Raw genomic sequence first — 25,914 nt, 5'->3', positions numbered from 1 at the left:
TAGTTTTCGTCTGGTGGCGATAGCAAAGAGGATACACCTGTACCCATACCGAACACAGAAGTTAAGCTCTTTAGCGTCGACTGTAGTTGGTCTTACGACCTGCGAGATTAGAACGTTGCCAGGCAATTATTCCACAGTAGCTCAGTTGGTAGTAGCATCTGACTGTTAATCAGAGGGTCGCAGGTTCGAGTCCTGCCTGTGGAGCCATATTATGGCCCGTTGGTCAAGTGGTTAAGACACCGCCCTTTCACGGCGGTAACACGGGTTCGAATCCCGTACGGGTCATTAAATAAAAGGAGGATTAGCTCAGCTGGGAGAGCACTTGCCTTACAAGCAAGGGGTCAGCGGTTCGATCCCGTTATCCTCCACCATTTGTTTGCCGGCCTAGCTCAGTTGGTAGAGCAACTGACTTGTAATCAGTAGGTCGGGGGTTCAAGTCCTCTGGCCGGCACCACTTTTAAAGTGAGCCATTAGCTCAGTTGGTAGAGCATTTGACTTTTAATCAAAGGGTCGAAGGTTCGAGTCCTTCATGGCTCACCATTTAAATATAGTAATAGATAGCGGGTGTGGCGGAATTGGCAGACGCACTAGACTTAGGATCTAGCGCTTCACGGCGTGGGGGTTCGACTCCCTTCACCCGCACCATTCAAATTATTTTTGGAGTAAACACTGTTAAGTGATAGTTCAGGATTAACTAATTTCTTGCTCCGTATTTCTAATATAATGCCGGGGTGGCGGAACTGGCAGACGCACAGGACTTAAAATCCTGCGGTGGCAACACCGTACCGGTTCGATTCCGGTCCTCGGCACCATTATATTAGCGCCCATAGCTCAATTGGATAGAGCGTTTGACTACGGATCAAAAGGTTAGGGGTTCGACTCCTCTTGGGCGCGTTTATAAAATAAGTAACGGGAAGTAGCTCAGCTTGGTAGAGCACTTGGTTTGGGACCAAGGGGTCGCAGGTTCGAATCCTGTCTTCCCGACCATTTAATAAATTTTAAATAAGGGGCCTTAGCTCAGCTGGGAGAGCGCCTGCTTTGCACGCAGGAGGTCAGCGGTTCGATCCCGCTAGGCTCCACCATTTATTAGAATACTAGAAAATGCCTTTATTGGCGGCGTAGCTCAGCTGGCTAGAGCGTACGGTTCATACCCGTAAGGTCGGGGGTTCGATCCCCTCTGCCGCCACCAATAAAAATAAAAGATTCTTAGTTCGGACTCTTAGCTCAGTTGGTTAGAGCTATCGGCTCATAACCGATCGGTCGTAGGTTCGAGTCCTACAGAGTCCACCATTTGATATATTTAGGAGGAATACCCAAGTCCGGCTGAAGGGATCGGTCTTGAAAACCGACAGGAGTGTAAAAGCTCGCAGGGGTTCGAATCCCCTTTCCTCCTCCATTTTAATTAACGCGGGATGGAGCAGTCTGGTAGCTCGTTGGGCTCATAACCCAAAGGTCGTAGGTTCAAATCCTGCTCCCGCAATTTTATATTTATTGTTTTAGGTCCCGTGGTGTAGCGGTTATCACGTCGCCCTGTCACGGCGAAGATCGCGGGTTCGATTCCCGTCGGGACCGCCATTTTTTATTTTATTAAATAATAGCCTCGATAGCTCAGTTGGTAGAGCAATGGATTGAAGCTCCATGTGTCGGCAGTTCGACTCTGTCTCGAGGCACCATTTGTTTGCCGGCCTAGCTCAGTTGGTAGAGCAACTGACTTGTAATCAGTAGGTCGGGGGTTCAAGTCCTCTGGCCGGCATTTTTTTTTATGTTTTAAATGGGTAGGTAGCGAAGAGGCTAAACGCGGCGGACTGTAACTCCGCTCCTTCGGGTTCAGTGGTTCGAATCCACTCCTGCCCACCATTTAGGGATATAGTTTAAAGGTAGAACAAAGGTCTCCAAAACCTTTGGTGTGGGTTCGATTCCTGCTATCCCTGTTTTAGAAGTAGTAATTTTTTACTGCTTTTTTTTATACTTAATTTTGATGTACTAGTAAAATAGAAGGGAATGATGTATAATATTAATAATAATTTTATAAAAAAGGTGGGATATATTGAAGGAAAGAAAAATTGATTTTAAGAAAGAATTAGATTTTATTTTATCTACTGAAATATTTTTTAAAAGCCCTAGTAATAGTAAAGTATTATTATTTTCCTTATTATATGTGGCGTTAACTATTATAGGTGCTTATTTAGAAATATATATTATTACTAGTATAATTACTCTTCCATTACTTGTATATGTTTTAGCTGCTAGAGGAAATAGTTATTTTATTCCTTTAGCAATATTAACTATATTTAATACATATCTAGTTTCATCATTAGATGCTACAGTTTGGAATATAATTCACGTTTTGTTAGCACTTATAATTTATCATTTTATAAAGTACAGGCGCTCAAAGTTATTCATACTTATGACAATATCTGCAGTAATCTTTTTTGGAATAACTTTGTATATGCATATTTTAATTTTAACATCTACAGTTAATTATTCTCCAGAAGCCATACAAGTTTATATTGATTCTTATATAGCAAAAATGTCTAGTATTGAACCAACTACAGACGTAGATTTATTTAGAGAAGTATTTGAACAAATCAAACGATATTTACCGACACTAGTTTTTATGATAATTGTCGCTTATTCTGTTTTATTAATAAATTATACATTTTTTATTCTATCAAGAGAGAAAGCAATAGTTCCAATTTTTCAAAAATTTAAATTAGTAGCCATTGGTAAAGACCTTGCTTATTTGTATATATTGATAACACTAATAGTTTTAGTAATAGCTATGTCAGGTGTAGATTTGTATGATCCATATTATCTTTTCTTTGATAATCTCTACTCAATTTTTAGGTGGATTTTTGTTTTTAATGGTGTCTGTACAATTTTCTTTTTCATAGAAGAAAAAACAGAATCTTCTAGTGGATTTTTAAAAGTATTGACGCTTGTATCTGCATATCTATTCTCAAGTTTATTTGATGTTATTGGTCTTGTAGATTCATTAATGAAACTAAGAGAGAGATATCTGTATATGAAAGGAGAAGATAGCTAATTATGAAAAAGGATACTTTGTACATAATGCTAGGAGCACTGGTATTGATAATTGGAGCTATTATAATTTTTTTAATGGATTCAGTATCGCTACTAATTTATATAACAGTTGCAACCACCCTTATAGTGGCAACATACATATATATTAGAGATATAAAAAAAAGTACGGAAAAGTGTGTATCAAGTCTTACTCAAAAGATAAAAGACGCTAATAATAAAGGAAATAATAAGTATCCAATAGGAATTATAATAGTAGATGTTGATAAAAAATTAATAGAATGGGCAAATGAGTATATCTACAATAATATGAATTTTAAAAAAATTATTGGTGAGCCTATTTTAGAAGTATTACCTGAAATTCAAGAACTTTTTGAAAATGATGTTTTAGAAATTAAAACAAAAATAAATGAAAGTAAGTATTCTATAAAATATGAAAAAGAATCGGGGTATATATATTTCTTTGATATAACAGAAAATGTTAAGTTGAGAGAGAAGTTAGATAGTAGTAAACCTGCATTAATGGTAATAAATGTAGATAATCAAGAAGAAATATATGATTTGTTAGATGATGAAAAGGTAGCTAAATTAGACGCAAATATAGCTGAATTAATCAGCGAATGGGCCAAGAAAAAAAATATTTATATTAAAAGAATTGATGAGGATAGATTTTTAGGATTACTTACTGTAAAAAATCTTTATCAAATCGAAGAAGAAAAATTTTATATTCTTGATGAAATAAGAAATTTAAAAGATACTTATAATACACAAGTAACAATTTCTATAGGAGTTGCAGCAGGGATTACTTACTTACCTGAGCTGGGACTCAGAGCAAAAAAATCTCTTGATATAGCCTTAGGTCGTGGAGGAGATCAAGTTGCTGTAAAAGAAGATGATGAAGCAATCAGATTTTATGGTGGTAAGACAAATCCACAAGAAAGAAGAACTAGAGTAAGGGCAAGAGTAATATCTAATGCCTTATCAGAGATTATTAAAGATAGTGATAAAGTGATAGTAATGGGACATATAAATCCTGATTTTGATTCTATAGGAGCATGTGTAGGGATATATGAATTTTCTAAATTAAATGCTAAAGAAGCATATATTGTCTTAAATGAAGAAGATAAAGATGAAACTATTTCAAAAATTATGCAAGAAGTAAATAAACATGAAAACTTAAAAAATATTTTTATTACAAATGATCAGGTAGATGACCTTATTAGTTCAAAAACTACACTTGTTGTAGTAGACACATCAGCTCCAGATAGAGTATTGAACACTAGTCTTTTGGATAAAATTACTAAGAAAGTTGTAATAGATCATCATAGGAGAGGGGAAGAAATAATAGAGAATCCACTACTATCTTATATCGAACCTTATGCATCATCGACAGCAGAATTGATTTCAGAGCTACTGGCTTATGAGACAAAAGGCAATAATATAGGATCACTATCAGCGAGCCTAATGCTTGGTGGAATAGTGGTAGATTCTCAAAACTTTACTTTAAGAACAGGATCTAGGACTTTTGATGCAGCTGCATATTTAAGAAGTCAGGGTGCTGATCCAGTAAAAATAAAAAATATTTTAAAAGAACCTTTGGAAAATTTCTTAGCTAGGGTAGAAATAATAAAGAATGCTTACAAAATTTCTGATGATATAATGATAGCAGCAGTACCCAATGATAAGATATATAATAATGTATTGTTGGCGCAGGGAGCAGATACATTATTATCAATAAAAGGGATAGAAGCAAGTTTTGTATTAGGAAGGTTAGATGATAGCACAGTAGGAATATCGGCAAGGTCTCTAGGAAATCTAAATGTTCAACTAGTTATGGAAGATATGGGGGGTGGTGGTCATTTGACCAACGCTGCCAGCCAAATAATTAGTGAGGATATATATTTAGTAAGAGATGAACTAATAAAAATAATTGAAGAAAAAATAATGTAAGTTATAGGAGAGAAAAAATGAAAGTAATATTTTTAGAAGATGTTAAAGGAAAAGGAAAAAAAGGGGAAGTAAAAGAGATAGCAGCAGGATATGCCAAATTTTTATTAGCTAGTAAAAAAGTAGTAGAAGCAACATCGGCCAATTTAGCAGCTTTAAAAGGACAAGAAAAACGTAGAGAAAAAGATAAAGCAGAGGAATTAGCACTAGCAGAAAAATTAGCAGAACAATTAAAAGATAAAGAAGTAAAAATTGCCGTGAAAGCAGGGCAAGGTGGTCGTTTATTTGGTGCTGTATCATCTAAACAAGTTGCTGAAGAATTAAAAAAACAACATGATATTAAGGTTGACAAGAAAAAAATTGATTTACCTAATGGTATACATGCATTAGGTTATACCAATGTAAAAATTAAATTACATTCTAAAGTAGAGGGAGTAATTAAAGTTCATTTAGTGGAGCAAAAATAAATTTTAAAATGAAAGAATAGGAAGATCAGTATGCAAAGAGACTATGAGGTAGTATTGCAAGCCGAGCTATCTGTATTAGGGGCTTTAATGATGGATCCAGATAGACTTGTAGAGATACGAGGAATTTTGGAAGAAGAAGACTTTATTGATGAAAAAAATAAGCTTATATATGGAGCAATTATAAAACTTAGTGATGAAGATAATGCAATAGATCCAACTACAATATTTAATGAAGTAGGTATTAATCCGGCTTTTAATAATATTGATGCAGCTGCATATATTGTAAATATATATGAAGTAACGCCCACCTCTAGAAACGTAGCACACTACGCTAATATCGTTAAGAAAAATTCTATTTATAGAGAAGTAAAAGATATTTTAATAAGTAATATGAAAAAAATGAATTCTGGGGATGGAGATTTAGATCATATTACTGCTGAAGTTACGACTAAGATAGAAGCGGCAATTGAAAGAAATAAGGTTTCTGAATTCAAAAATATTAAAGATGTAAGTCAAGAAGTATGGGATTCTATAATGGAGAAGAGAGAAGGGAAAGCAAATCATAATTCTATCCCTACAGGATTCTCATCATTAGATGCCTTACTTCACGGATTTACAAGGGGTGATTTAGTAATTCTCGCAGCTAGGCCATCTATGGGAAAGACAGCTTTTGCTTTAAATATTGCACTAAATGTTGCAGGTAGACCTAAAATTAACGATGAAGATAAGAAGACGGTAGCTATTTTTTCACTTGAGATGGGAGCTGATCAATTAGTTCAGCGTATGATTTGTAGTGAGGGATTAGTTGATTCTGAAAAAATAAGAACAGGTCGTTTAAATAATGATGATTTATATAGATTAGAAAACGGGATAAACTTCTTAAGACAAAAAAATATTTTTATAGAAGATTCAGCTTTTATTAAGGTCAATGAAGTAAAGGCTAAGTGCAAAAAACTTAAACGTGAGGAAGGTTTAGACTTGATTGTTATAGACTATCTACAGTTATTACAGAGTTCGAGGCGTACTGATAATAGGCAGCAAGAAGTATCTGAAATTTCAAGAAGCCTTAAACAAATGGCTAGGGAATTAGACTGCCCGGTAGTAGCCTTATCTCAATTATCACGTAGCGTTGAATCTAGGCAAGATAAGAGACCTATGATGAGTGATCTTAGGGAGTCAGGATCTATTGAGCAGGATGCGGATATAGTAGCCTTCTTATATCGTGATGACTATTATAATAGAGAGGATGATGAAGATAATCCTAATGTCAATAAGGATGTGACTACTATAGAAGTTATAGTAGCTAAGCATAGGGCAGGACAAATAGGAGATGCAGAATTAGCTTTTCTAAAAAAACATAATAAATTCGTATCTAAACAACAAGGAGCATTTTAATTATGAAAAATAAAAAAAGATTAATAGCTGCAGGATTAGCAGTGCTTATACTAGTGTTTTCACTTAAATTTAGTAGTGCTGAACCAGCGGTTAACAAAGAAGATGATTCGTTAAGTATTGACTCGGTACAGTCTGTTCAATCATTAGTAAATGGTGAAAAAAAAGCAGTTAAGAAAATATTGAAAGCTGGGAATTCATCAGAAGTGATTCAAAAAATAAAAATTAAGGGTGAAATTAAGGATGAGATGATAGATAGAGAATCTGACCATTCTGTAATTAGTCAGATTAAAAAAGCTAAAGAAGATCCAAATGTAAAAGCCATTCTACTGGCGGTAGATTCACCAGGTGGGGGAGTTTATGAGTCTAGAGAGATTTACGAAGCCTTAAAAAATTCTGGTAAAGATGTTTACGTGACAATGGAAAGTTATGCAACTTCTGGAGGATATTATGTTGCAATGGCTGGTAAAAAAATATTTGCTCACCAAGAAACAATGACAGGATCACTAGGGGTAATAATGTCTAGTTTATCTGCTCAAAAATTCTTAAATGATAATGGAATTAAAAATCAGATTATTCGTTCAGGTAGCCAAAAGGCTGTAGGTGGTCTTACTGAAGATATGAACGAAGAAACTTTGAAATTACATAAAGATATAATTACAGAAGCTTATGATAGATTTGTCGATGTAATTGCTAAAGGGCGTAATATGGATACAAATACAGTTAAGTCATTGGCAGATGGTAGAGTATATACAGCTAATCAGGCCCTAGGTCACAAACTTATAGATAAGATTGCAGGCGAAGAAGATATGATTAATGAAATTAAGAATGAGAAAAAGCTTTTTAACCCAGAAGTGATAGAATACAAAAAACCAGAAGCAACTTATAACTTCTTAAAATCATTTATTTCAGAAACTGCTAAAGCAATTACAGAGGAAGTAAATAAGTCTACATCTTCATCTTCTAATGTTCAAATGAAGTATCTAGGATAGGAGGACAATCTTATGACAGAGAGAAAAAATTTATCTTTAGATGAGGAAAAAAAATTGGAAGAGAAGAGCAATGGGGAAAAAATAGAGAGTGATAAAGAAGATTTTATTAAGAAAATAGTAGATGAAACTAATTTAAGTTGGCACAAAACATTTTCTAAAAAAATATATGCTAGCTTTACTAGAAGAGCCCTGGCCTATGTAATAGATTTACTTATAGTTTATATGTTGAGCGATCTATTTGATAGATTATCATTTGGTATTTTTGATAAGGAGATGTCAACATATATTTATTCCACCTTAAATGTATGGATAATACATTCCATATACTTTGTAGCTATGACTTATAACTATGGTCAAACATTAGGTAAGATGATGTTTGGGATTAAGGTAGAAGGAGATACAAGTGCTACTTTAAAGATATCTGATGTTTTATATAGAGAAGTAGCCGGAAGACTTATAAATTCTGTAGTTTTCCTAACCTATTTAGCTGTATTCTTCAACTCTCAGAAAAAAGGTATACATGACTATATAGCAGATACAGTGGTTATAGAAGAAGAATATTCCGAACTAAGAAAAAAGATTAATGAAACTAAATAATTATTAGGCCGATAGATAGAATTCTATCGGCCCTTTATAAATTTTATCAATTTGATTTTATTTGAGCTATCTAGTATAATTTTAAAAAATATATTATAGGAGTTAAGTGATGTCAAAAATAGAAGAATTATTTCATAATATAGATGGGAAAGTAGAGGAATTATGTAAGGCTGAGAATACAACTTACCTAACATCTCTTTCAAAGTATCTAAGTTTAGAAGATGATCAAGAGTATTTTTCAATAGTGGATAGATATTCTAAGGAAGATATAAAAAAGACTTATCAATTTTTATTGCTTAAGGCTGTAAAAGAATTGGGGGATGTAAATTATGGTATGACACCAGAAGTTATATCATTTTATATGACATCATTAGCAAAAGCAATATTAAAAGATAATAAGGTAGAAGTTACAGACTTAGCAAGTGGTAGTGGAAACTTATTATTAGCCTTAATGAATCAGTTGGCAAATGAATCTACCTATACATCTGTAGAAATAGATAGTGATTATGTAAAACTTCAGGCTAATATCTATAATTTATTAGAAAAAGAAGTAATAATTTATAGACAAGATGCCTTAAAGGATATAAATATTGCACTGCAAGATTTGGTAATTTCGGATGTACCTTATGCATATTATGTAGATGATAATAATGCCATGAATTTTAAATTATGTGCAAGAGAAGGACACAGTTTAAATTCATTCTTATTTCTAGAGCAAGCCACAAAATACATAAAAGAAAATGGAGTGGCCATACTTCTAATGCCTAAAGAAATAATGAATCTTGATAAACAAATTAAGGAGTTTATCACAGAGGAAATAAATTTCAATGCCTTCATTACCTTACCAGAAGATATGTTCAAGAATAGTAAGCAAGAGAAGGTAATATTAATCGCAAGCAAGAAGAATAATAAGCTGTTACCTAGACAGGTTTTCTTAGGACATATATCTAATATTCAAAGTAGTAGTGCCTATACTAACTTACTAGATAGTTTTAATGAGTGGTTGGAATCTAAATAAGTGTAATTATTTTATTTATAGGTAAAATATGTTATAATTAAAATATAAATAAAATTCTAGGAGAAATAAAATGTCAATATTTGATAACTTAAAAGATAACTTAACAGAAAAAGCTGGAGAAATCATCAACGGTCAAGTTTCTGAAAAATTAGCAGATATTTTACCAGAAGGAATGGGAGATAACGTATCGGAGCAAATTAACAATGTTATTGATGGATTCTTAGGTGGAGATACTGAAGGGACTGAAGAATCAAAAAGTGAAGAGTAGGAACTAGTGTTACACTAGTTCTTTTTTATTTCAAAAATATTACGAGCCATTTAAGAGAGTGTTAAGACTGGTCTAAAAGTATTGCTTTATTATTTTTTGAGTATATAATTGTGTTATGGGTTTATCAAAAAGACCTAATATTTTTTGAAGTCATAATTAAATAAACCAAAGGAGATTAATTATAAAAATGAAAAATAGTAAAAAAGTATTGATCACGCTTAGTGTATTAGCAACACCAGTTCTTGCATCTATCTTAGAAGAAAATATTGCAAGTGCTAATACATATACAGTAAATCAAAATGTAAAAACTTACACTAATGCAGCTAATGCAGCAAAGGCTGTAAATGCAAAATCAAGCTATGGACAAGGGACTTACCATATATATAAACAAGCAAATGGAATGATTAATATTTCAAAAACAGCAGGAAAAGCTGGAGCATGGATAAATCCAAATGAAAATAAAGTAGTAGCTACAAAAGTACAGACAAATCAATCTACAAATCCCAAAGCAGTAACTACAAAAGTGCAAACAAGCCAAAGTACACAAAGTAAAATAGCAGCTGCAAAAGTACAGACAAATCAAACTACACAAAGCAAAGTAGCTACAAAAGCACAGACAAATCAAACTACACAAAGTAAAACAGCTACAAAAACACAAACAAGTCAAATATCTAACCAACATTATGTACTGAATACAAGTGTCAGGACATATTCAAATGCAAGTTCAGCAGCAACTGGAACTAATGCACGCTCTGTATATTCTAAAGGAAACTACTATGTTTATAAAACAGCAAATGATATGATCAATATCTCAAGAGTTCAAGGAAAAGCTGGAGCATGGATAAATCCAACTGATAATAAGTTTTCAAGTTCTAACACAGTAGCTAAAACAAAACAAACCGCAATTAAGCCGGCAATTGTTAAAAAAGAAGAAACTAAAAATATGCCAACTAAATCCATAGAAGCTTCAAGGAAGTATACATTAGAGACAGATGTTAATACATATACTAATGCTGGATTAGCTGCTTCAAAAGTAAGTGCTAAATCTAAATATACAAAAGGAAGCTATTTTATATATAAAACAGCAAATGGAATGATTAATATTTCAAAAACAGCAGGAAAAGCTGGGGCATGGATCAATCCAACTGAGAATAAGGTAATCCAAGCAAAAATTGCTTCATCAGCTAAAAAAGAAAGTACTAAACAATTAGTACAAGCAAATAGAACTACAAGTAAACAAACAACTGCTAAAAAAGAAGAAAGTAAAAAAACAGTTTCAACTACCCAAATAGCATCTAAAAAAGAAGTACCGAAATTTGATTCTAATGGTTTATTAGTAAGACAGAGATCAGCCAAAGGGCAACAAGTAATTAATCATTTACTTTCTATTCCAGGACATAGAAATGGAGCGGCTTACCATGCTTCTTCAGGTGTAGATAAACTAATAGACGAATTAACAACTGCAGAAGCTCTATGGGTAATTCATAGAATAGAGGGGGCAGGATTTGGACAAACAGGAGATGGATATGCAGGAATTGACACCGCCAAATCTCATCAAATATTTGTTAATAATCAGTTAAATAGAAGATTTGGGGGCTCAGTTCATTCATTACTTAAAAAGTGGGGAACTTACACTTATGGTGGTTACTAGGTTGCTAGTTAAAAATTACTTATAAATGCTTGACAAATTAAAAACTAAACGATATTCTTTAATAATGGAATATCGTTTATTTTTAATATGTAGGATAATAAAGGAGTAGAGAAATCATGAAATTATCGATTGTTGTTGCCTTTTTTAATGAAGAAAAAATGATTGAAAAAACACATAGGGAAATAAATAAGTATGTAAGTGAAATTAAAGAAATATCTGACTATGAACTAGTATTTGTTAATGATGGTTCTAAGGATAGAACACTAGAATTAATGAAAAATATAGCAAAGGAAAATCCTAAAGTTAAGTATATCAGTTTTAGTCGTAACTTTGGACGTGAAGGAGCTTTACTTGCTGGACTTAGAAAGGCGGATGGGGAAATGGTTATGATTATGGATGGCGATTTACAACATCCACCACAACTTATTCATAAATTTGTAGAAGGATATTTAGAAGGTTATGATGTAGTATCTGGTCGACGTAATAGAGAGGGAGAATCTAAGTTAGGAACTTTATTTGCAAATCTATTTTACAAAACGTCTTCTTCACTTATGGATGTAAAATTAACAAATGGAATATCTGAATTTAAACTTTTCTCTAGAAAGGCTGTTGATGCTGTGCTTTCTTTAGAGGAGTATAATCGTTTTTCTAAGGGAATTTTCTCTTGGATAGGATTTAAGGAAAAGATAATTGACTATCAAAATCAAGTTAGAGAAGCTGGAGAATCTAAGTTTGGTTTCAGACGTTCACTTAATTATGCTATGCAAGGTATAATGTCATTTAATGAAAAACCTCTTAGAATAGTTTTAAAACTAGGATTTATTTGTGTCTTTGTTGCTGTTCTATACTTGTTGTCTATGATAGCCCTATACTTTACTAAACCCCATCTATTAGTTAGTGGTTATTTTACAACAATAGCTATGATTACATTTCTTGGGGGGGTTCAATTAATTTCTATTGGAATCTTAGGAGAATATATAGGAAAAATTTTCTATGAAGTTAAAAGAAGACCCCACTATTTAATTGATGAGACTAATTTTGATGAGGAGGATTCAAATGTTAAATAATGATGATTTAAAGCATAAGAAAAGAAGAATGTATCTTCTTTCTACAATTTTACCAATGTTTTTAATGTCCTTAGTTTGGGCCTTTATGGGGGTATTTCCATTTGGAGATAAAACTCTTATGGCAGTTGATTTTGGACAACAATACATAGGACTCTATTCATTTCTTAGAGATACGGTTTTAAGTGGTGATTATACAGCTCTATTCTACTCTTTTTCTAAAAGCTTAGGTGGAGCAATGATCGGTATTTGGGGATTTAATTTAATAAGTCCTTTTAATATTCTATACATAATTTTACCTTTAGAAGAATATCCTTGGGCAATATTTTTAACCATATTGCTTCGTTATGGGGCGACAGGTTTTGCTATGGCCTTCTTCTTAGTAAGAAGATATTCTGGTTTGAAATATGATACTTTATACGTTCCTTTATTTGCAGTTTCTTATGCAATGTCAGGAATGATAGTTTCATATCAAATGAATCCAATATTCTATGATGCAATGATAGTCTTACCGATTATCTTGGTTTACTTAGAGGAGTATCTCGATGGAGGAGTTGCATATAAGTACATAATTTGGTTAGCAGCAGCATTTTTCTTACATTTTTATATGGCTTTTATGATCAGTTTATTTTTAGGTTTATATGTAATGTTCTATTATTTATGGCCTAAAGATAAGGGAGAATTTTCATTAGCAGAATATTTAAGAAAATTTTTAGCTTTCTTGTTATCATCCTTTTGGGCAGTAGCAGTGGCTATGGTACTTTTATTACCAATAGTACTTAACCTTATTTTATCAAAAGGGGCTTATAAAAATGAACTAACATTTGAATTTGCTTTACAAATTAATCCTTTAGATATTTTAGCCAAATTAATGATAGGTGCTTTTGATAATGCATCTGGTTGGTCAGCTGGACCTAATTTACCAAATATCTTTGTAGGATCTATAGCCTTGCTAGGAGCTATTCTTTACTTTTTTAATAAGAATGAAAAGCCACTTAGAAAAGTAGGAGTAGGGATTATTTTATTTGTATTTTTTGCAGGATTTGTTCACATGTTTACTAATAAACTTTGGCATATGGGACAAACACCAGCAGGTTTCTTTTATAGATATTCTTGGATTACCTCATTTTTCATGGTTTTCTTGGCTTACAGAACTTTTGGAGTAAAAGTAAGAATTCCTTGGTTTTTAAATCTAGGATTAATAACTCTAATGATAAGCTCAGCCTACTACGTATTTTCAAATGACTATAGCTTTATAACTAAGATACAAAGTGATGAGCTAAATAAGGTACTTACAGCAAATCAGTTTATGATTTATTTAATAGCTCTTATAATTGCTGCTTTGACTTCTTACATAATACTTTCTAATAAGGAAGATAAGAATAGAATTTACAAGCAAGTATTTATTGTTATAGGTATCTTAGTAGCAGTTTATTTACTAATTAAAGGATATTTTTTAACACAAATTATTTTAACATTAACGACATGGCTAGTGGCTTTATTATTCTTCAATACTGATAGAAGTAGATACTTGTATGCAGTAGCACTTGCTATGGTATCTTTTGAATTAACAGGTAATGCTTATTTGTCACAGATAACACTTGGTTATGATAATGCACCTAAATTTTCAGATGCAGCAGAGAGTGTATCTAAGGTAGTAGATAATATTAAAGAACAAGATAAGGCGGATTTTTATCGTATAGCTTCAACATTTGTTTATGCTAAAAATGATCCATTTATGTATGGATATAATGGTTTATCAACTTTCTCTTCTAACTTAGAAAAATCTACATTAGATTTCTTTGGAAATATGGGGGACTTTGGTGGAAATGCAGCAACTTATTATGCTAATGGAACGCCTTGGACAGATGCTATGTATTCAGTAAAATACTTTATTGATAGAAAGTCTTACACAAGCGAAGATTTACAGAATAATCCAAATAAGAAATATTTCCAATTAAACTCTAGTAGATTTGATTTAACAGAAAATTATAGTAAGATTTATGAAGACGATCGTTATATAGCTTACAAGAACGAAAATGTGCTTCCTATAGCGTTTGGAGCAAGTTCAGAGATTGCTAGTCTTGTGATGAAAAATCACTATCCTCATTCGAATCAAAATAAAATATTATCTGCTTTAGGTGGAAAAGATACTTATTTTGAAGATATAGGAACCCCAATTGCCGAAATAAATAATGTTACTCAAAATATTGTTAATGGTAAATTGACTTATGATACTATCGAACAAGGAAAGAAAGCAGAAGTAACACTGAAATTCACACCAAAAACAAATGATCCTCACTATTTCCTAGCACCAACGACATTACGTAAATCGATGGGTGGAAATATTGATATTAGGAGAAATGGTAAGTGGTATTACTACACTCAATCATTTGATCAATATCAATTATGGAATATGGCCTACAATTCTAAAGATCAAGAGGTAAGATTATCATTTGAAAATCATCTAGAAGAACCAATAGAATTATCAGGAATGGCCTTTTATAGGGCAGATTCTGCTAAGATAAAAAAGGTTATTGAAGAAAGAAAAGCGCAAGGTATGCAAGTAACTTCATGGACTAACACTAATATTAAAGGAAAAGTAAATATTACAGATGATAGTAAGTTAATGTTTACAACAATACCATATAATCCGGGTTGGAAAGTAAAAGTTGATGGAAAAGAAGTAGAAACAAGTAAGATATTAAATTCTATGTTGGCCTTTCCAATTACAAGCGGAGAGCATGAAATTGAAATTGAATTTACGCCTCAAGGATGGTATCTTGGTATGGGTGTTTCATTAGTAGCTGTATCTGCTTTGATAGCACTGTATATTTTTGAAAGAAGAAATAGAAAGAATAAACAAGCTTAAATGAGAAAATTATTTAATATTGTTGCAATAGGTACAATAGTTCATATCTTAATAAACATTTTATACTATAGTATCTATGTTGTTATTCAAGAAAATTCTATACTAGATTTAATTTTTATAGTTTTTTGTTTGCTGACACTTGTTATAGCAGGTATAATACAGATGACATTAATTAAAAGAAGTTCATATAAGCAAATCTAGAAAAGAGATAATTGAAAATATATGTTATACTCTAGAAAAAGTTATTACTTTTTCATCTTTGGTTGCTTTGGTATATCTAGATATTGATGTTGCTAAATATACACAAGAAAATCTTCTGTTTTTATTGATTTATATAATACTATTTCACAGTTTTACAATAGGATTAAAATTCAATAAAAAAGTTGAAGATTAGAGTAAAGACAGGACTGCAATTTATGCAATCCTGTCTTTTACTTATACAATTATATTTTTAAGGCCTTCTGGGAGTTCAAAATTTTCTATATTATTATAATTTTTAAACTGTCTTTTTTCTTTATAATAGGACTTGGTATGGACTTGAGATTCTTCAAGAAATTCGATTTTTCTATATTCTACTTCTTCTTCTAGAGGGAGGAAAGTACTTTTGTCAATAGTAATTCTTAATGAATAGAAGTCGATTGTTGATTGATCTCTAACATTAGGTGGGGAAGCTGCATAGTAAGTGTTTTTAAATTCTTCAAAATTTTCAGGTCTAAAGTCTATAATGTAAGTAGAGTCAGTTTCTGTTAAGATGTAATCCTTATTATAATTTACTATATTATTTAAATGAAATGTATTATAAAAATATGATACTGTTTTTATAGAATCATTTTTTCTCTCCCATGGAGTAGAAGTATTATTTTGATATTTTTTACTATACTCACTACCATTTACAAAATAATATAAAGACGTAAGCTCTCCAGATCTATCTACTAATTTATAGGATAAGGGATCTTTGATTAAGGATGCTTCAATAGTATAGTTTGTTGAAGAAACTACAGAAATATCTTTTAAGGCAGAGTAACCACTCCCTTCAGTAATAGTTTCAAAAGAAGTCGAAATTTTTAAAGAATCTATAGATTTTTGTGCTATATCTTGGCCACTTAATTTCTTAATTTCTGTCTTATTATCTCCTTTTGAACAGGCTGTTATAATTAATGTGATAGCTAAAAATAGTGTAAAGAAAGATTTCTTTTTTAATATTTTCATTTGTTAATCTCCTAAATTTATTAAGGAAAATTTTAGCATTAATAATACTTAATTACAAGTAAAAAATTAATTAGTATAGCTAACTTTCTTAATCAGTTATAATTTATTTACTTGTGAAGAGATTGGATTATAAAAACCATTGCTTATCTAGACAATGGTTTTTAAGCTATATTTCTAAAATATTAAGTATTTCTTTTTTATATTTTAATTTCTGAATATCTACATCTTGTTTGGGATCAAGAACAATTTTTATTTCTTTGACTATCTGACCAGGCTTGTTTTTTAAGATATATATTCTATGGCTAAGAGTGATAGCTTCTTCTATATCGTGAGTTATAAGTAGAGTTGTTAGTCCTAAATCTTTATGCACCTCTTTATACCAATTATGTAATTGATTTTTAGTGATTGCATCCAAGGCAGAGAAGGCTTCATCTAGTAGAAACAACTTTTCTTCTAACATATAAGTTCTGAGAAGTGCAACCCTTTGTCTCATTCCCCCAGATAATTGACTAGGATACTTATCAGCATAGTCATCAAGATTAAATTGTTTTAATAATTTTAAAGATTTTTCTCTTGCACTTTTTCTATTAGTACCTCTTATAATAAGTGGAAGAGCGACATTATCTACTATTGTTTTATGTTGTAAGAGTAAATCTTTTTGAAGCATATAAGAAACTTTACCAAGAAAGTCTTGGCTATCCTTTATTTCGATAGTTCCTGTTTGTAATTTCTCTATTCCAGCTATTATGTTGAATAAGGTGGATTTACCGACTCCTGAGCTTCCGACAATAGAAACTATTTCTCCTTCAGAAACATGAATATTTATATCATCTAGTACAGGATTATTATGGTAAGAATAAGATAAGTTTTTTATTTCTAGCATATTCATAGATTATTTTACTAAATCATTAGTGAATCCGTGACCGGCAGCTATCTCTTTTTCGATAACTTTGTTGTCATAAGCCCATTTGTAGAATCCATCCCAACGCTTGGCATCAATCTCTCCCCATTTACTTGGGTTAGATGCATATTCTTTAGAGATATATTTTTGTGATTCTATAACGAAATCTTTCTTTTGTCCTAATTCTGGAGAGTATTTAATTAAGATATCTGCGGCTTCTTCTGGATTAGCAATTGCGTATTGATATCCTTTTTTAATAGCTTGAACTATTTTTTTAGCTTCTTCCGGATTAGATTTTAGATAATCATTATTTGCAATTATGATTGGAGAATAAAAATTTAACTCAGCAGCATAATCTTTTAAAAAGAAGAAGTTAGTGTCTAATTTTTCATATTTAGCCATAATTCCATCCCAAGCTTGATATACCCAAGCGGATTCAAATACATTGTTGACCATTGGGATTATTGAGTTTGAGTCTGTATTTGGAACTTTTTTAATTTTAGAGAAATCTGCATTCTCATTTTCCATAATAGTTTTAATCATGGCTAATTCAACAGGATCCTCCCAAGTTCCATATTTTTTGTTAGCTAAATCTTTAGGACTTACAATATTAGATGCTTTGTTAGATATAATACCAGATGTATTATTTTCTATAATAGCTGCAACAGCAGTAACTTCGGCACCTTTTGATAATTTATTCGCTAAAAAGTCTTGGAAATAAATTCCCATTGGAGCCTTATTGTTGATAATAAGGTCAGAAGTCGATTCTTCTGCAGGAGTCTTGATGTCTAGGTCAATACCTACTTCCTTTAGATATCCTTTCTCTTTGGCTACATATAATCCAGTGTGGTTGGTGTTTGGTGTCCAATCCAGTAAGAAATCAACTTTCTTTAATTCTGAACTTGGCTGTGTAGCAGGACTATTTGTTTTTGTTGCTGGATTAGAACAAGCACTAATTATAAGTCCAGTCGCTGCTAATAGTGGTAATAACATTTTTTTAAATTTTTTCATTTTCGTCTCCTAAATATTTCCATTTTATAAATTTTTTCTCACTCACAGTTACCAAATAGATAGATAGTAAACTTATAAGTGATGTTAGTATTATGATTGCGAACATAGTATCATACTGGAATAATTTTTTAGCTTTGATCATATAGACACCAAGTCCTTCAAAACCACCTAGCCATTCAGCTACAACAGCTGCTATAAAGGCGTAAGAAACACTGACTTTAAGACCTGCGTAAAAATAAGGTAATGAGTTGGGGATTTTTACATGGTATAAAATTTGCCACTTACTAGCTTTCATAACTTTTAGTAAGGTTAATAAGTCCTTATCACAGTTTCTAAAACCATCTAATATAGCCACAACTATAGGGAAGGCAGTTGTAAGAACGATTAGTATAACCTTGGGAAGTAAGCCGAAGCCTAGCCATAAAATCAGAATAGGTGCTATTGCTATTGTAGGAATAGTTTGGCTTACTACAAGTATTGGATAGATTGCATCATTCAAAATTTTGAATGAATCCATAATTAAGGCAAGAATTATTGCAACAATAAGTCCACTACTAAGTCCTATAATTGCTTCTAGCAAAGTTACTTGAGAGTGAAAGATTAAAAACTTCCAATCTCTCATAAAAGCATTGATGATTTCTAAAGGGCTAGGTACTATATACTTTGGAAGGAGTTTAAGATTTGCCGCGCCTTGCCACATAAGTATAAAAAGAATAGAAAGTACAATGCTTATATGTCTACGGCCTATGTTTAGTAATTTTTTCATCTATACTAAGAATATCCCCATAATTTATTTTCACATTGGCAAATATATTTTCGCAATCATGACCAGCTATTTCAATAGATTTTTGTAAAGTTTCCATAATATAAGAAAATTCACCTTCAATAACAGTTTCAAAAGGACCTACAAAAACTCTATTGTGCCTAGATTTGATAAAAGTAATTACCCTATCAATAAGTTCTATTCTATTAAGATTTGATAAGGGTAGTATTTGAATAGATATACTTGAATTTAACAAAATAAAAAACCTCCGTACAAACTACAATGTAGATTATTCGAAAGTCTATTCTAATCTAATTATGACCAATTATTCCCTACGCTGGCATTACCCAAATCAGGTTCGGTCGAAACTATAAGTTTCCTCTCAGACTGTCAAACAGACTCCCGTTAAATATAGTATAGCATATGTTGAAAGCATTAACAATTAAAATGTTTTAAATAAGTAATAATAAATGAGTTTATGCTATAATAAAACTTGAGAGAGGAGTTATGTGTATGAAAAAACAATATATGATAATTGATGGATATAATCTTTTATTCAAAATGCAGGAATATGGTAAAATCAAAGCTTCAACATTCTCAACACAAAGAGATATCCTTATTGATATCTTAAAAGAATATGCATCTGGAAACAATTATGAAGTTTATTGTGTTTTTGATGCCTATTTATCTCGTGGGAAAGAATATATAAAAGATGAAAATCCTATCTATATAGTTTATACAAAAACTGGAGAAAAAGCAGACTCTTGGATTGAAAGAAAAGTAAGAGATTTATATATAGAGCATTTTGTCGATGTTATAGTTGTTAGTGATGATAGGCATGAAAGAGATTCAGCTCTGGGTTATGGTGCTATTCTTAGAGACTGTCACAGATTTATAAAAGATCTATATGAAAGAAAAGAACAGATTTCAAAAGTTGCTAAAAAACATAATCAAGAAAAATTAGTAAATAGATATATAAGGATTTCTAATAAGGACAGGAAAAAATTACAAGATTTTCTACATAATGGAAAAAAGTTTTAAGGAGTATGATTATGGAATTTAAAATTAATAAGGAAGAAGATTTTTTATATTTGGGTCCTAATGAGTATGAAGCAAAGGCCTACATAATGTTTCCTAAGAATATTCTAGGAACAAATACTATTATAAAAGTATTTGTTTCTGAAGAATACAGGGGACAAGGACTTGCTAGTAAAATGATGGAATATTTATATCAATATGCTAAAGAAAATAAGATTATCTTAGATGCTACATGTTCTTATGCCAAGTCTTGGTTATCGAATGTGCGGTAAAAACACTTATTTTTTGCAAAAATTTACAAAAAATAAAACTAAAGTTCGGTTTATATGTGATTAAAATATATTCCCTTTTTTATAGTTTGTAAAATGAATACGATTATGTTAATATATTAATATAAACTATTAATTAACAGTAGAGGAGTTTGAATGAAATCGAATAATCGTTATTTTATTGCAGCTTGTGGTGTTATTTTACACTTAGTTTTGGGTTCTGCTTATGCTTGGAGTGTGTATAGAAATCCAATAATGAAAGACACAGGTTTCAGTCAGTCGTCAGTAGCTTTTACTTTTTCACTAGCAATCTTTTGTTTAGGTTTATCTGCGGCTTTTATGGGGCGTTTGGTAGAAAAATTTGGTCCTAGATTTACAGGTACAATTGCAGCTATTTTTTATCCCTTAGGACATTTTATTAGTGCTTTTGCTATAGACCAAAAAGAATTATGGATGCTCTATTTAGGTTACGGTATTATTGGAGGCTTAGGCTTAGGTGCAGGATATATTACACCAGTATCTATGATTATGAAGTGGTTCCCTGATAAGAGAGGATTAGCGACAGGTATAGCAATTATGGGATTTGGATTTGCAGCATTATTAACTAGTCCAATAGCACAAAATCTTATTAAAACACAAGGAGTGGAGAAAACATTTTATATTCTATCGGTAGTGTATTTTATTATTATGATAGTAGTGTCTCAGTTTTTAAGAAAACCAACAGATGAGGAATTTCAAGAACTTTCTAAAAATTCTAAAAAAGTTAAATCAAAGGATTTTAATTCAGGAATCTTAGCTAACGATGCTTTAAAAACAAGGGAGTTCTATGTTCTTTGGTTAATTTTCTTTATTAATATTGCGTGCGGGTTAGGGATTTTATCAGTGGTATCTCCCATGGCTCAAGAAATGACAGGAATGACAGCTGAAAAAGCTGCAGTAATAGTAGGTGTTATTGGAATATTCAATGGAGTAGGTCGTTTATTCTGGGCATCAGTTTCAGATTATATTGGAAGACCTGTAACTTTTTCTCTATTATTTGTTATAAATATATTGATGTCTTTATCACTAATATCATTTACCGGCCAAACAATGTTTATAATAGCTATGTCCTTACTTATGACATGCTATGGAGCAGGATTTTCTTTGATTCCCCCATATTTGAGTGATGTGTTTGGGGATAGAGAGTTGTCAGCTATACATGGTTATATTCTTACTGCCTGGGCAATGGCGGCCTTAGCTGGACCTATGGTACTTTCAGTTGCTTATGAAATGTCTAAATCATATACTACAACCTTAATTGTATATATTACCATGTACATGTTGGCTTTAGGAGTAGCATTGAGATTAAGAAAATCACTTAAAAATAAATCATTTAAAACGAATTCATAATGAATTCGTTTTTTAACTACATTTATTGTGGAAATATGTTATAATGGTTAAAATAAAAATTTATTGTGGAGATTTAAAATATAATGAGAACTTTATTTAAGGGATTATTATCTTTAATTATTTTAGCATTGGGTGCTTATTTTTCAAAAACACCGTACGATAGTTATAGAGGAAAATTTACTGAGATAGTGCATGGTGAGGAGATTGCTAGTACTACTTTAGAAAGTAGGCAAACAACAGAGGCAAATACACTGTCTACTAAATCACAGGCAGATAAAGAAAAAGTCATGGCAGCAGAGACTGCTTTAATGTCATCTTATGGATTATATTATGACTATGCCAATCTTTCTTTGGAAGAAGTTGTTAAAGAGTTTATGAAAGAACAAGGTATTGAAGAAGGACAAATCGCAATTTCCTATAAAGATATAACAAGTGGAGAATTAATCTCATATAATGAAACACAGGCAATGAGAGCAGGATCAACATATAAATTACCTCTAGCTATGCTTATTAAAGATAAAGTTGACGCAGGACAACTATCCATGGATGAAAGATATGACATTTCCGAAACGGGATTTGAGCTTGCAAGCGAACATTTAGCTTACATGAAACAATTTTCGGGAGCTATGAAGATATCGGATATGTGGGAGTATGCTCTAATGTATTCTGAAAATACACCAGCATATAAGATGGCTGAGTTGTTAGGAGGATACGAATCCGCATATTCACAATTTTCAAAATATGGTTATTCTGAAAAATCAGAAATAAAAACATTTAGTTTAGAAAATCCTACAAACTATACAACGACAGATTATTATATACAAGTACTAGAATACCTGTATAATAATCAAGAAAGATATTCGGAGATAATAAAATATGTAGAAGAATCATTTCCTAATGACTATTATAAAAAATATTTACCAGGGTTAAGGATAATTCAAAAACCAGGTTTTTCTAAAGAAGCGATCAATGTATCTGCAATAGTTTATGAGGAAAAGCCTTACCTAGTAGCTATTTATACTAGATATTTGGGAGGTTCTAATGAAAATACAATTGAGATAGATTTAGAAGGATTATCAGTATTAACAAAATTAACTTATGTAGTAAATCAATGGCATAGAGTTAATAAAAATTAATAAAGAATGCAAGGGAATATTTCTCTTGCTTTTTTATTGACAAAACAATGAAAAGGCTTATAATGAAGGAAAGTAGATGAAGGAGGGATTTCTATGGTTTTAGAAAGGTTAACGGAAAGAAAAGTAATAAGAGATCCTATACATGGTTATATTAATATAGAATATAAAGTGATTTGGGAAGCGATAGATTCCAAAGAGTTTCAAAGATTAAGGAGAATTAAGCAATTAGGAGGAGATTTCCAAGTATATCCATCAGCAGAGCATACAAGATTCACGCATTCCTTAGGGGTTTATGAAATAGTTAGGCGCATGGTTACAGAGATAGCATCTTTATCAGAAGAACTAAGTGAAAAAGATAAGGTAGCTGTCATGCTTGCAGGATTATTACATGATGTAGGTCATGGTCCATTTTCACATGCATTTGAACAAGTCACAGGAATCAACCATGAAGATTATACAGCTAAAATAATCTTAGGTAATACAGAAATAAATGCAATATTATCAAAAGTTTCGAGAACATTAGCTAAAGAAGTAGTGAGTATAATTCAACATAAACATGTAAATGATTTATTAAATCAAATTGTATCGGCTCAGCTAGATGCAGATAGAATGGATTATTTACTTAGAGATTCTTATTATTCAGCAACAAGCTATGGACAATTTGATTTAGAAAGAATATTACGAACGCTTAGAGTAAGAGAGCATGATGATGGTAAAAAATATTTGGTGATAAAAGAGTCGGGAATACATAGTGTAGAAGATTATATTATGGCTAGGTATCAAATGTATTGGCAAGTATACTATCATCCAGTAGCAAGGGCATATGAAGCCTTATTTATAAAATTTTTCAGTAGATTGAAAGATATACACAAAGAAAATAAATCCTTTTTTAAGGATCTACCATATTTGTTGCCGTTTTTAGAAAATAAAGAAATAGATGAGGAAGAATATTTCCGATTAGATGAAGCGGCACTTCAATATTATTGGAACATAATTCAACATAAAAATGATGAGATTGCTGCTGACTTGGCTTCTAGACTTATAAATAGAGATTTATTTGAATATGAAGATTATACAGAAGAAAAATTTGAAAAACTAAAAAAAGAATTAGTGGAAAAGGGATACGATCCTACATACTACTTAAGAAAGGAAAGTATAACAGCTAGTACTTATTCTCCTTTTACAGGGCAAAAAATTTTAATAATAAGAAAAGATGGAACTATTTTAGAATTAGAAAAAGCATCTACGATAGTTAATTCAATAAGTAAGGGAGAAATAAAAAAAGAGGGGACAATATTTTTTCCAAAGATTTAAAGATAGAAATTTCTATCTTTTTATTTTTTAAGAAATAAAATTATCTTTTGGGAAACTTTTTCTGACAATTGTCGAATAAATTAAAAAAAGTATTGACTTTTATAGGAAAATATATTATCCTATTAAATATAAAATTTATGTATTTATATAATTTAATATACAATGATTGATTAGGAGGACATATCATGTCAAAATTATTTAAAAGTCCCTATCTTGCAGTAGGGTTAATGTTATTCGCTCTATTCTTCGGAGCAGGAAACTTAATTTTCCCAGCCTTTCTAGGAGCCTATTCAGGATCTAATGTATGGTTAGCAATATTAGGATTTTGTATTACAGGGGTAACTCTTCCATTATTAGGAATTGCTGCAGTAGCTAGGTCAGGAAAATCAGATGTAGCAGAATTCGCAGGTCAAGTATCTAAAAAATATGGAATGTTCTTTGCAGTAGCTCTATACTTAGCAATTGGGCCATTATTTGCTATTCCACGTACAGGAGCAACTTCTTATGATATAGGTGTTGCTCCATTATTTGGTGAGTCACAAGCAGTCAAAGTTGCTTATGCAGCTTTATTCTTCGGATTAACTTATTTCTTGGCAGTTAATCCAGGAAAAGTTGTTGATCGTGTAGGGAAAATTTTAACACCAGCATTAATCGCTGTTATTGTTGTATTAGTAGCCGCATCATTTGTAAAAGGTGGGGCAAACTATGGAGAAGTGCTTAACGCAGGTAAAGGTGCAGGAAATGCATTTGTGGAGGCGCCATTTGTAGCAGGGCTAATCCAAGGTTATGGAACAATGGATGCTCTAGCATCATTAGCCTTTGCGATCATTGTAGTTAATGCAGTTAAGGCAGTAGGACTTAAGAAAAATTCAGAGGTTGCAGCAGCAACTCTTAAATCAGGTTTGATTGCAGTTGTATTATTAGCCTTAGTTTATGTGTTTGTAGCTAGAATTGGTGCTATATCTCAACATTTATTCACTGTTCAAGATGGAGCTTTAATGTACGCTGATAAAGCTGTTGAATCTGGGGGGATAGTACTTGCTTTAACATCAGAATACTTTTTAGGTTCATTTGGACAAGCTGTATTGGCAGCAGTTGTTATCTTAGCATGTTTAACTACTTCTACAGGACTAGTAATTGCATGTTCAGAATACTTTAATAAATTACTACCATCTGTATCTTATAAAGTATGGGCACCAGTATTTACAGCAGTATCTACTTTACTATACTTCGGAGGATTATCAGAAATTATCAAGTGGTCAGTACCGGTTCTTATGTTATTATACCCATTAACAGTTGTATTAATTGCTTTGACATTCGTAACTAAGAAAAAGCCTGTGTTTGTATTTACAACATTATTAACAGTAGTACCAGCATTGTATGATGGTATTTCTACATTCGCAGCAATGACTAAATGGTTTACAGTTTCTGAATCAGTAGCAAACTTTTTTGCTAACTTGCCACTAGGTGCTTATTCATTATCATGGCTAGTATTCTCATTAGCAGGTTTTGTTTTAGGACATGTATATGCAGCATTTAAAAAATAATTAGTTATCAAAGACTTGATTTTAAAA

Annotated in this window: 22 protein-coding genes, 19 tRNA genes, 1 rRNA gene and 1 riboswitch; of the genes, 37 read left to right on the top strand and 5 right to left on the bottom strand. The window is 31.7% G+C overall.

Annotated elements, in window-relative coordinates:
* Positions 1 to 9: 9 nt before the first annotated feature.
* The 31 genes from rrf to HZY82_RS04690 all read left to right on the top strand — a co-directional run bounded on the left by rrf (position 10) and on the right by HZY82_RS04690 (position 15,310).
* Positions 10 to 124 (top strand): 5S ribosomal RNA (gene rrf, locus HZY82_RS04840).
* Between the two features lie 6 nt (positions 125 to 130).
* A tRNA-Asn gene (locus HZY82_RS04835) sits at positions 131 to 207 on the top strand.
* A 6-nt stretch (positions 208 to 213) separates the two neighbouring features.
* A tRNA-Glu gene (locus HZY82_RS04830) sits at positions 214 to 285 on the top strand.
* 10 nt (positions 286 to 295) lie between these two features.
* A tRNA-Val gene (locus HZY82_RS04825) sits at positions 296 to 371 on the top strand.
* A 7-nt stretch (positions 372 to 378) separates the two neighbouring features.
* Positions 379 to 454, top strand: a tRNA-Thr gene (locus tag HZY82_RS04820).
* Between the two features lie 10 nt (positions 455 to 464).
* Positions 465 to 540: transfer RNA gene (locus HZY82_RS04815), tRNA-Lys, on the top strand.
* Between the two features lie 20 nt (positions 541 to 560).
* Positions 561 to 645: transfer RNA gene (locus HZY82_RS04810), tRNA-Leu, on the top strand.
* Positions 646 to 725: 80 nt separating this feature from the next.
* Positions 726 to 812 (top strand) — tRNA-Leu (locus HZY82_RS04805).
* An 8-nt stretch (positions 813 to 820) separates the two neighbouring features.
* A tRNA-Arg gene (locus HZY82_RS04800) sits at positions 821 to 894 on the top strand.
* Positions 895 to 910: 16 nt separating this feature from the next.
* Positions 911 to 987 (top strand) — tRNA-Pro (locus HZY82_RS04795).
* A gap of 19 nt (positions 988 to 1,006) precedes the next feature.
* A tRNA-Ala gene (locus tag HZY82_RS04790) sits at positions 1,007 to 1,082 on the top strand.
* A 30-nt stretch (positions 1,083 to 1,112) separates the two neighbouring features.
* A tRNA-Met gene (locus HZY82_RS04785) sits at positions 1,113 to 1,189 on the top strand.
* Positions 1,190 to 1,213: 24 nt separating this feature from the next.
* Positions 1,214 to 1,290: transfer RNA gene (locus tag HZY82_RS04780), tRNA-Ile, on the top strand.
* A gap of 13 nt (positions 1,291 to 1,303) precedes the next feature.
* Positions 1,304 to 1,396, top strand: a tRNA-Ser gene (locus HZY82_RS04775).
* 10 nt (positions 1,397 to 1,406) lie between these two features.
* Positions 1,407 to 1,480: transfer RNA gene (locus tag HZY82_RS04770), tRNA-Met, on the top strand.
* A 19-nt stretch (positions 1,481 to 1,499) separates the two neighbouring features.
* Positions 1,500 to 1,575: transfer RNA gene (locus HZY82_RS04765), tRNA-Asp, on the top strand.
* Between the two features lie 22 nt (positions 1,576 to 1,597).
* Positions 1,598 to 1,673, top strand: a tRNA-Phe gene (locus tag HZY82_RS04760).
* 7 nt (positions 1,674 to 1,680) lie between these two features.
* A tRNA-Thr gene (locus HZY82_RS04755) sits at positions 1,681 to 1,753 on the top strand.
* A gap of 20 nt (positions 1,754 to 1,773) precedes the next feature.
* Positions 1,774 to 1,857 (top strand) — tRNA-Tyr (locus HZY82_RS04750).
* A gap of 3 nt (positions 1,858 to 1,860) precedes the next feature.
* Positions 1,861 to 1,931 (top strand) — tRNA-Trp (locus tag HZY82_RS04745).
* Between the two features lie 116 nt (positions 1,932 to 2,047).
* Positions 2,048 to 3,046: a DUF2232 domain-containing protein gene (locus HZY82_RS04740; protein WP_179938851.1), complete on the top strand. Its 999-nt coding sequence runs from the start codon at positions 2,048 to 2,050 to the stop codon at positions 3,044 to 3,046.
* A gap of 2 nt (positions 3,047 to 3,048) precedes the next feature.
* Positions 3,049 to 4,992 (top strand): DHH family phosphoesterase, encoded by a 1,944-nt coding sequence (locus HZY82_RS04735; RefSeq protein WP_135156195.1) that lies wholly within the window; start codon positions 3,049 to 3,051, stop codon positions 4,990 to 4,992.
* Positions 4,993 to 5,009: 17 nt separating this feature from the next.
* Positions 5,010 to 5,456, top strand: a complete 447-nt coding sequence (gene rplI, locus HZY82_RS04730) for a 50S ribosomal protein L9 (protein ID WP_135156196.1) — start codon at positions 5,010 to 5,012, stop codon at positions 5,454 to 5,456.
* A gap of 30 nt (positions 5,457 to 5,486) precedes the next feature.
* Complete coding sequence (gene dnaB, locus HZY82_RS04725) at positions 5,487 to 6,851, top strand: replicative DNA helicase (RefSeq protein WP_135156197.1); 1,365 nt, start codon at positions 5,487 to 5,489, stop codon at positions 6,849 to 6,851.
* A gap of 2 nt (positions 6,852 to 6,853) precedes the next feature.
* The gene (gene sppA / locus HZY82_RS04720) at positions 6,854 to 7,840 is read left to right on the top strand and encodes a signal peptide peptidase SppA (protein WP_135156198.1); all 987 of its coding nucleotides are present in this window, start codon (positions 6,854 to 6,856) and stop codon (positions 7,838 to 7,840) included.
* Between the two features lie 12 nt (positions 7,841 to 7,852).
* On the top strand, positions 7,853 to 8,437 hold the full coding sequence (locus HZY82_RS04715; RefSeq protein ID WP_135156199.1) for an RDD family protein: 585 nt from the start codon (positions 7,853 to 7,855) through the stop codon (positions 8,435 to 8,437).
* A gap of 109 nt (positions 8,438 to 8,546) precedes the next feature.
* Positions 8,547 to 9,455, top strand: coding sequence for a class I SAM-dependent methyltransferase (locus HZY82_RS04710; RefSeq protein ID WP_135156200.1), 909 nt, complete (start codon positions 8,547 to 8,549; stop codon positions 9,453 to 9,455).
* Positions 9,456 to 9,525: 70 nt separating this feature from the next.
* A complete protein-coding gene (locus HZY82_RS04705) occupies positions 9,526 to 9,723 on the top strand; it encodes a hypothetical protein (RefSeq protein ID WP_135156201.1) in 198 nt (65 codons plus the stop codon).
* 187 nt (positions 9,724 to 9,910) lie between these two features.
* Positions 9,911 to 11,374 (top strand): hypothetical protein, encoded by a 1,464-nt coding sequence (locus HZY82_RS04700; RefSeq protein ID WP_179938849.1) that lies wholly within the window; start codon positions 9,911 to 9,913, stop codon positions 11,372 to 11,374.
* A gap of 116 nt (positions 11,375 to 11,490) precedes the next feature.
* Positions 11,491 to 12,441 carry a glycosyltransferase PgfS gene (pgfS, locus tag HZY82_RS04695; RefSeq protein WP_135156203.1) on the top strand — a complete coding sequence of 317 codons (951 nt, stop codon included), beginning with the start codon at positions 11,491 to 11,493 and terminating at the stop codon, positions 12,439 to 12,441.
* Positions 12,431 to 15,310 carry a YfhO family protein gene (locus HZY82_RS04690; RefSeq protein ID WP_218925248.1) on the top strand — a complete coding sequence of 960 codons (2,880 nt, stop codon included), beginning with the start codon at positions 12,431 to 12,433 and terminating at the stop codon, positions 15,308 to 15,310. The genes pgfS and HZY82_RS04690 overlap by 11 nt, the downstream gene beginning before the upstream one ends.
* 435 nt (positions 15,311 to 15,745) lie before the next feature.
* Here the strand turns inward: HZY82_RS04690 and HZY82_RS04685 are convergent, their stop codons facing one another.
* The 5 genes from HZY82_RS04685 to HZY82_RS04665 form a co-directional block, all read right to left on the bottom strand.
* Entirely contained in the window at positions 15,746 to 16,519 is a 774-nt protein-coding gene (locus tag HZY82_RS04685; RefSeq protein WP_135156206.1) for a DUF6612 family protein, read from the bottom strand.
* A gap of 166 nt (positions 16,520 to 16,685) precedes the next feature.
* Positions 16,686 to 17,408 (bottom strand): ABC transporter ATP-binding protein, encoded by a 723-nt coding sequence (locus HZY82_RS04680; protein ID WP_135156207.1) that lies wholly within the window; start codon positions 17,406 to 17,408, stop codon positions 16,686 to 16,688.
* Between the two features lie 3 nt (positions 17,409 to 17,411).
* The gene (locus HZY82_RS04675; RefSeq protein WP_135156208.1) at positions 17,412 to 18,431 is read right to left on the bottom strand and encodes an ABC transporter substrate-binding protein; all 1,020 of its coding nucleotides are present in this window, start codon (positions 18,429 to 18,431) and stop codon (positions 17,412 to 17,414) included.
* The gene (locus tag HZY82_RS04670) at positions 18,418 to 19,197 is read right to left on the bottom strand and encodes an ABC transporter permease (RefSeq protein ID WP_135156209.1); all 780 of its coding nucleotides are present in this window, start codon (positions 19,195 to 19,197) and stop codon (positions 18,418 to 18,420) included. Before HZY82_RS04670 ends, HZY82_RS04675 begins: the two co-directional genes overlap by 14 nt.
* Positions 19,169 to 19,450: a thiamine-binding protein gene (locus tag HZY82_RS04665; RefSeq protein ID WP_135156210.1), complete on the bottom strand. Its 282-nt coding sequence runs from the start codon at positions 19,448 to 19,450 to the stop codon at positions 19,169 to 19,171. Before HZY82_RS04665 ends, HZY82_RS04670 begins: the two co-directional genes overlap by 29 nt.
* A gap of 55 nt (positions 19,451 to 19,505) precedes the next feature.
* A riboswitch (TPP riboswitch) is annotated at positions 19,506 to 19,610 on the bottom strand.
* A 97-nt stretch (positions 19,611 to 19,707) separates the two neighbouring features.
* Here HZY82_RS04665 and HZY82_RS04660 point away from each other — a divergent pair.
* The 6 genes from HZY82_RS04660 (at position 19,708) to brnQ (ending at position 25,887) form a co-directional block, all read left to right on the top strand.
* Positions 19,708 to 20,235, top strand: a complete 528-nt coding sequence (locus HZY82_RS04660) for an NYN domain-containing protein (RefSeq protein ID WP_135156211.1) — start codon at positions 19,708 to 19,710, stop codon at positions 20,233 to 20,235.
* Between the two features lie 11 nt (positions 20,236 to 20,246).
* Positions 20,247 to 20,504 (top strand): GNAT family N-acetyltransferase, encoded by a 258-nt coding sequence (locus tag HZY82_RS04655; protein ID WP_167753221.1) that lies wholly within the window; start codon positions 20,247 to 20,249, stop codon positions 20,502 to 20,504.
* Positions 20,505 to 20,657: 153 nt separating this feature from the next.
* Positions 20,658 to 21,890 carry an L-lactate MFS transporter gene (locus tag HZY82_RS04650; RefSeq protein ID WP_135156213.1) on the top strand — a complete coding sequence of 411 codons (1,233 nt, stop codon included), beginning with the start codon at positions 20,658 to 20,660 and terminating at the stop codon, positions 21,888 to 21,890.
* Positions 21,891 to 21,973: 83 nt separating this feature from the next.
* Positions 21,974 to 23,026, top strand: coding sequence for a serine hydrolase (locus HZY82_RS04645; RefSeq protein WP_179938845.1), 1,053 nt, complete (start codon positions 21,974 to 21,976; stop codon positions 23,024 to 23,026).
* 93 nt (positions 23,027 to 23,119) lie between these two features.
* Positions 23,120 to 24,340 carry an HD domain-containing protein gene (locus HZY82_RS04640; protein ID WP_135156215.1) on the top strand — a complete coding sequence of 407 codons (1,221 nt, stop codon included), beginning with the start codon at positions 23,120 to 23,122 and terminating at the stop codon, positions 24,338 to 24,340.
* A 185-nt stretch (positions 24,341 to 24,525) separates the two neighbouring features.
* Positions 24,526 to 25,887: a branched-chain amino acid transport system II carrier protein gene (gene brnQ, locus HZY82_RS04635; protein ID WP_135156216.1), complete on the top strand. Its 1,362-nt coding sequence runs from the start codon at positions 24,526 to 24,528 to the stop codon at positions 25,885 to 25,887.
* Positions 25,888 to 25,914 lie beyond the last annotated feature (27 nt).

The organism is Gemella sp. GL1 (assembly GCF_013415365.1).
Taxonomy (GTDB): domain Bacteria; phylum Bacillota; class Bacilli; order Staphylococcales; family Gemellaceae; genus Gemelliphila.
The sequence above is the reverse complement of the archived record's forward strand: the minus strand, read 5'-3'. Positions and strand labels throughout refer to the sequence as shown.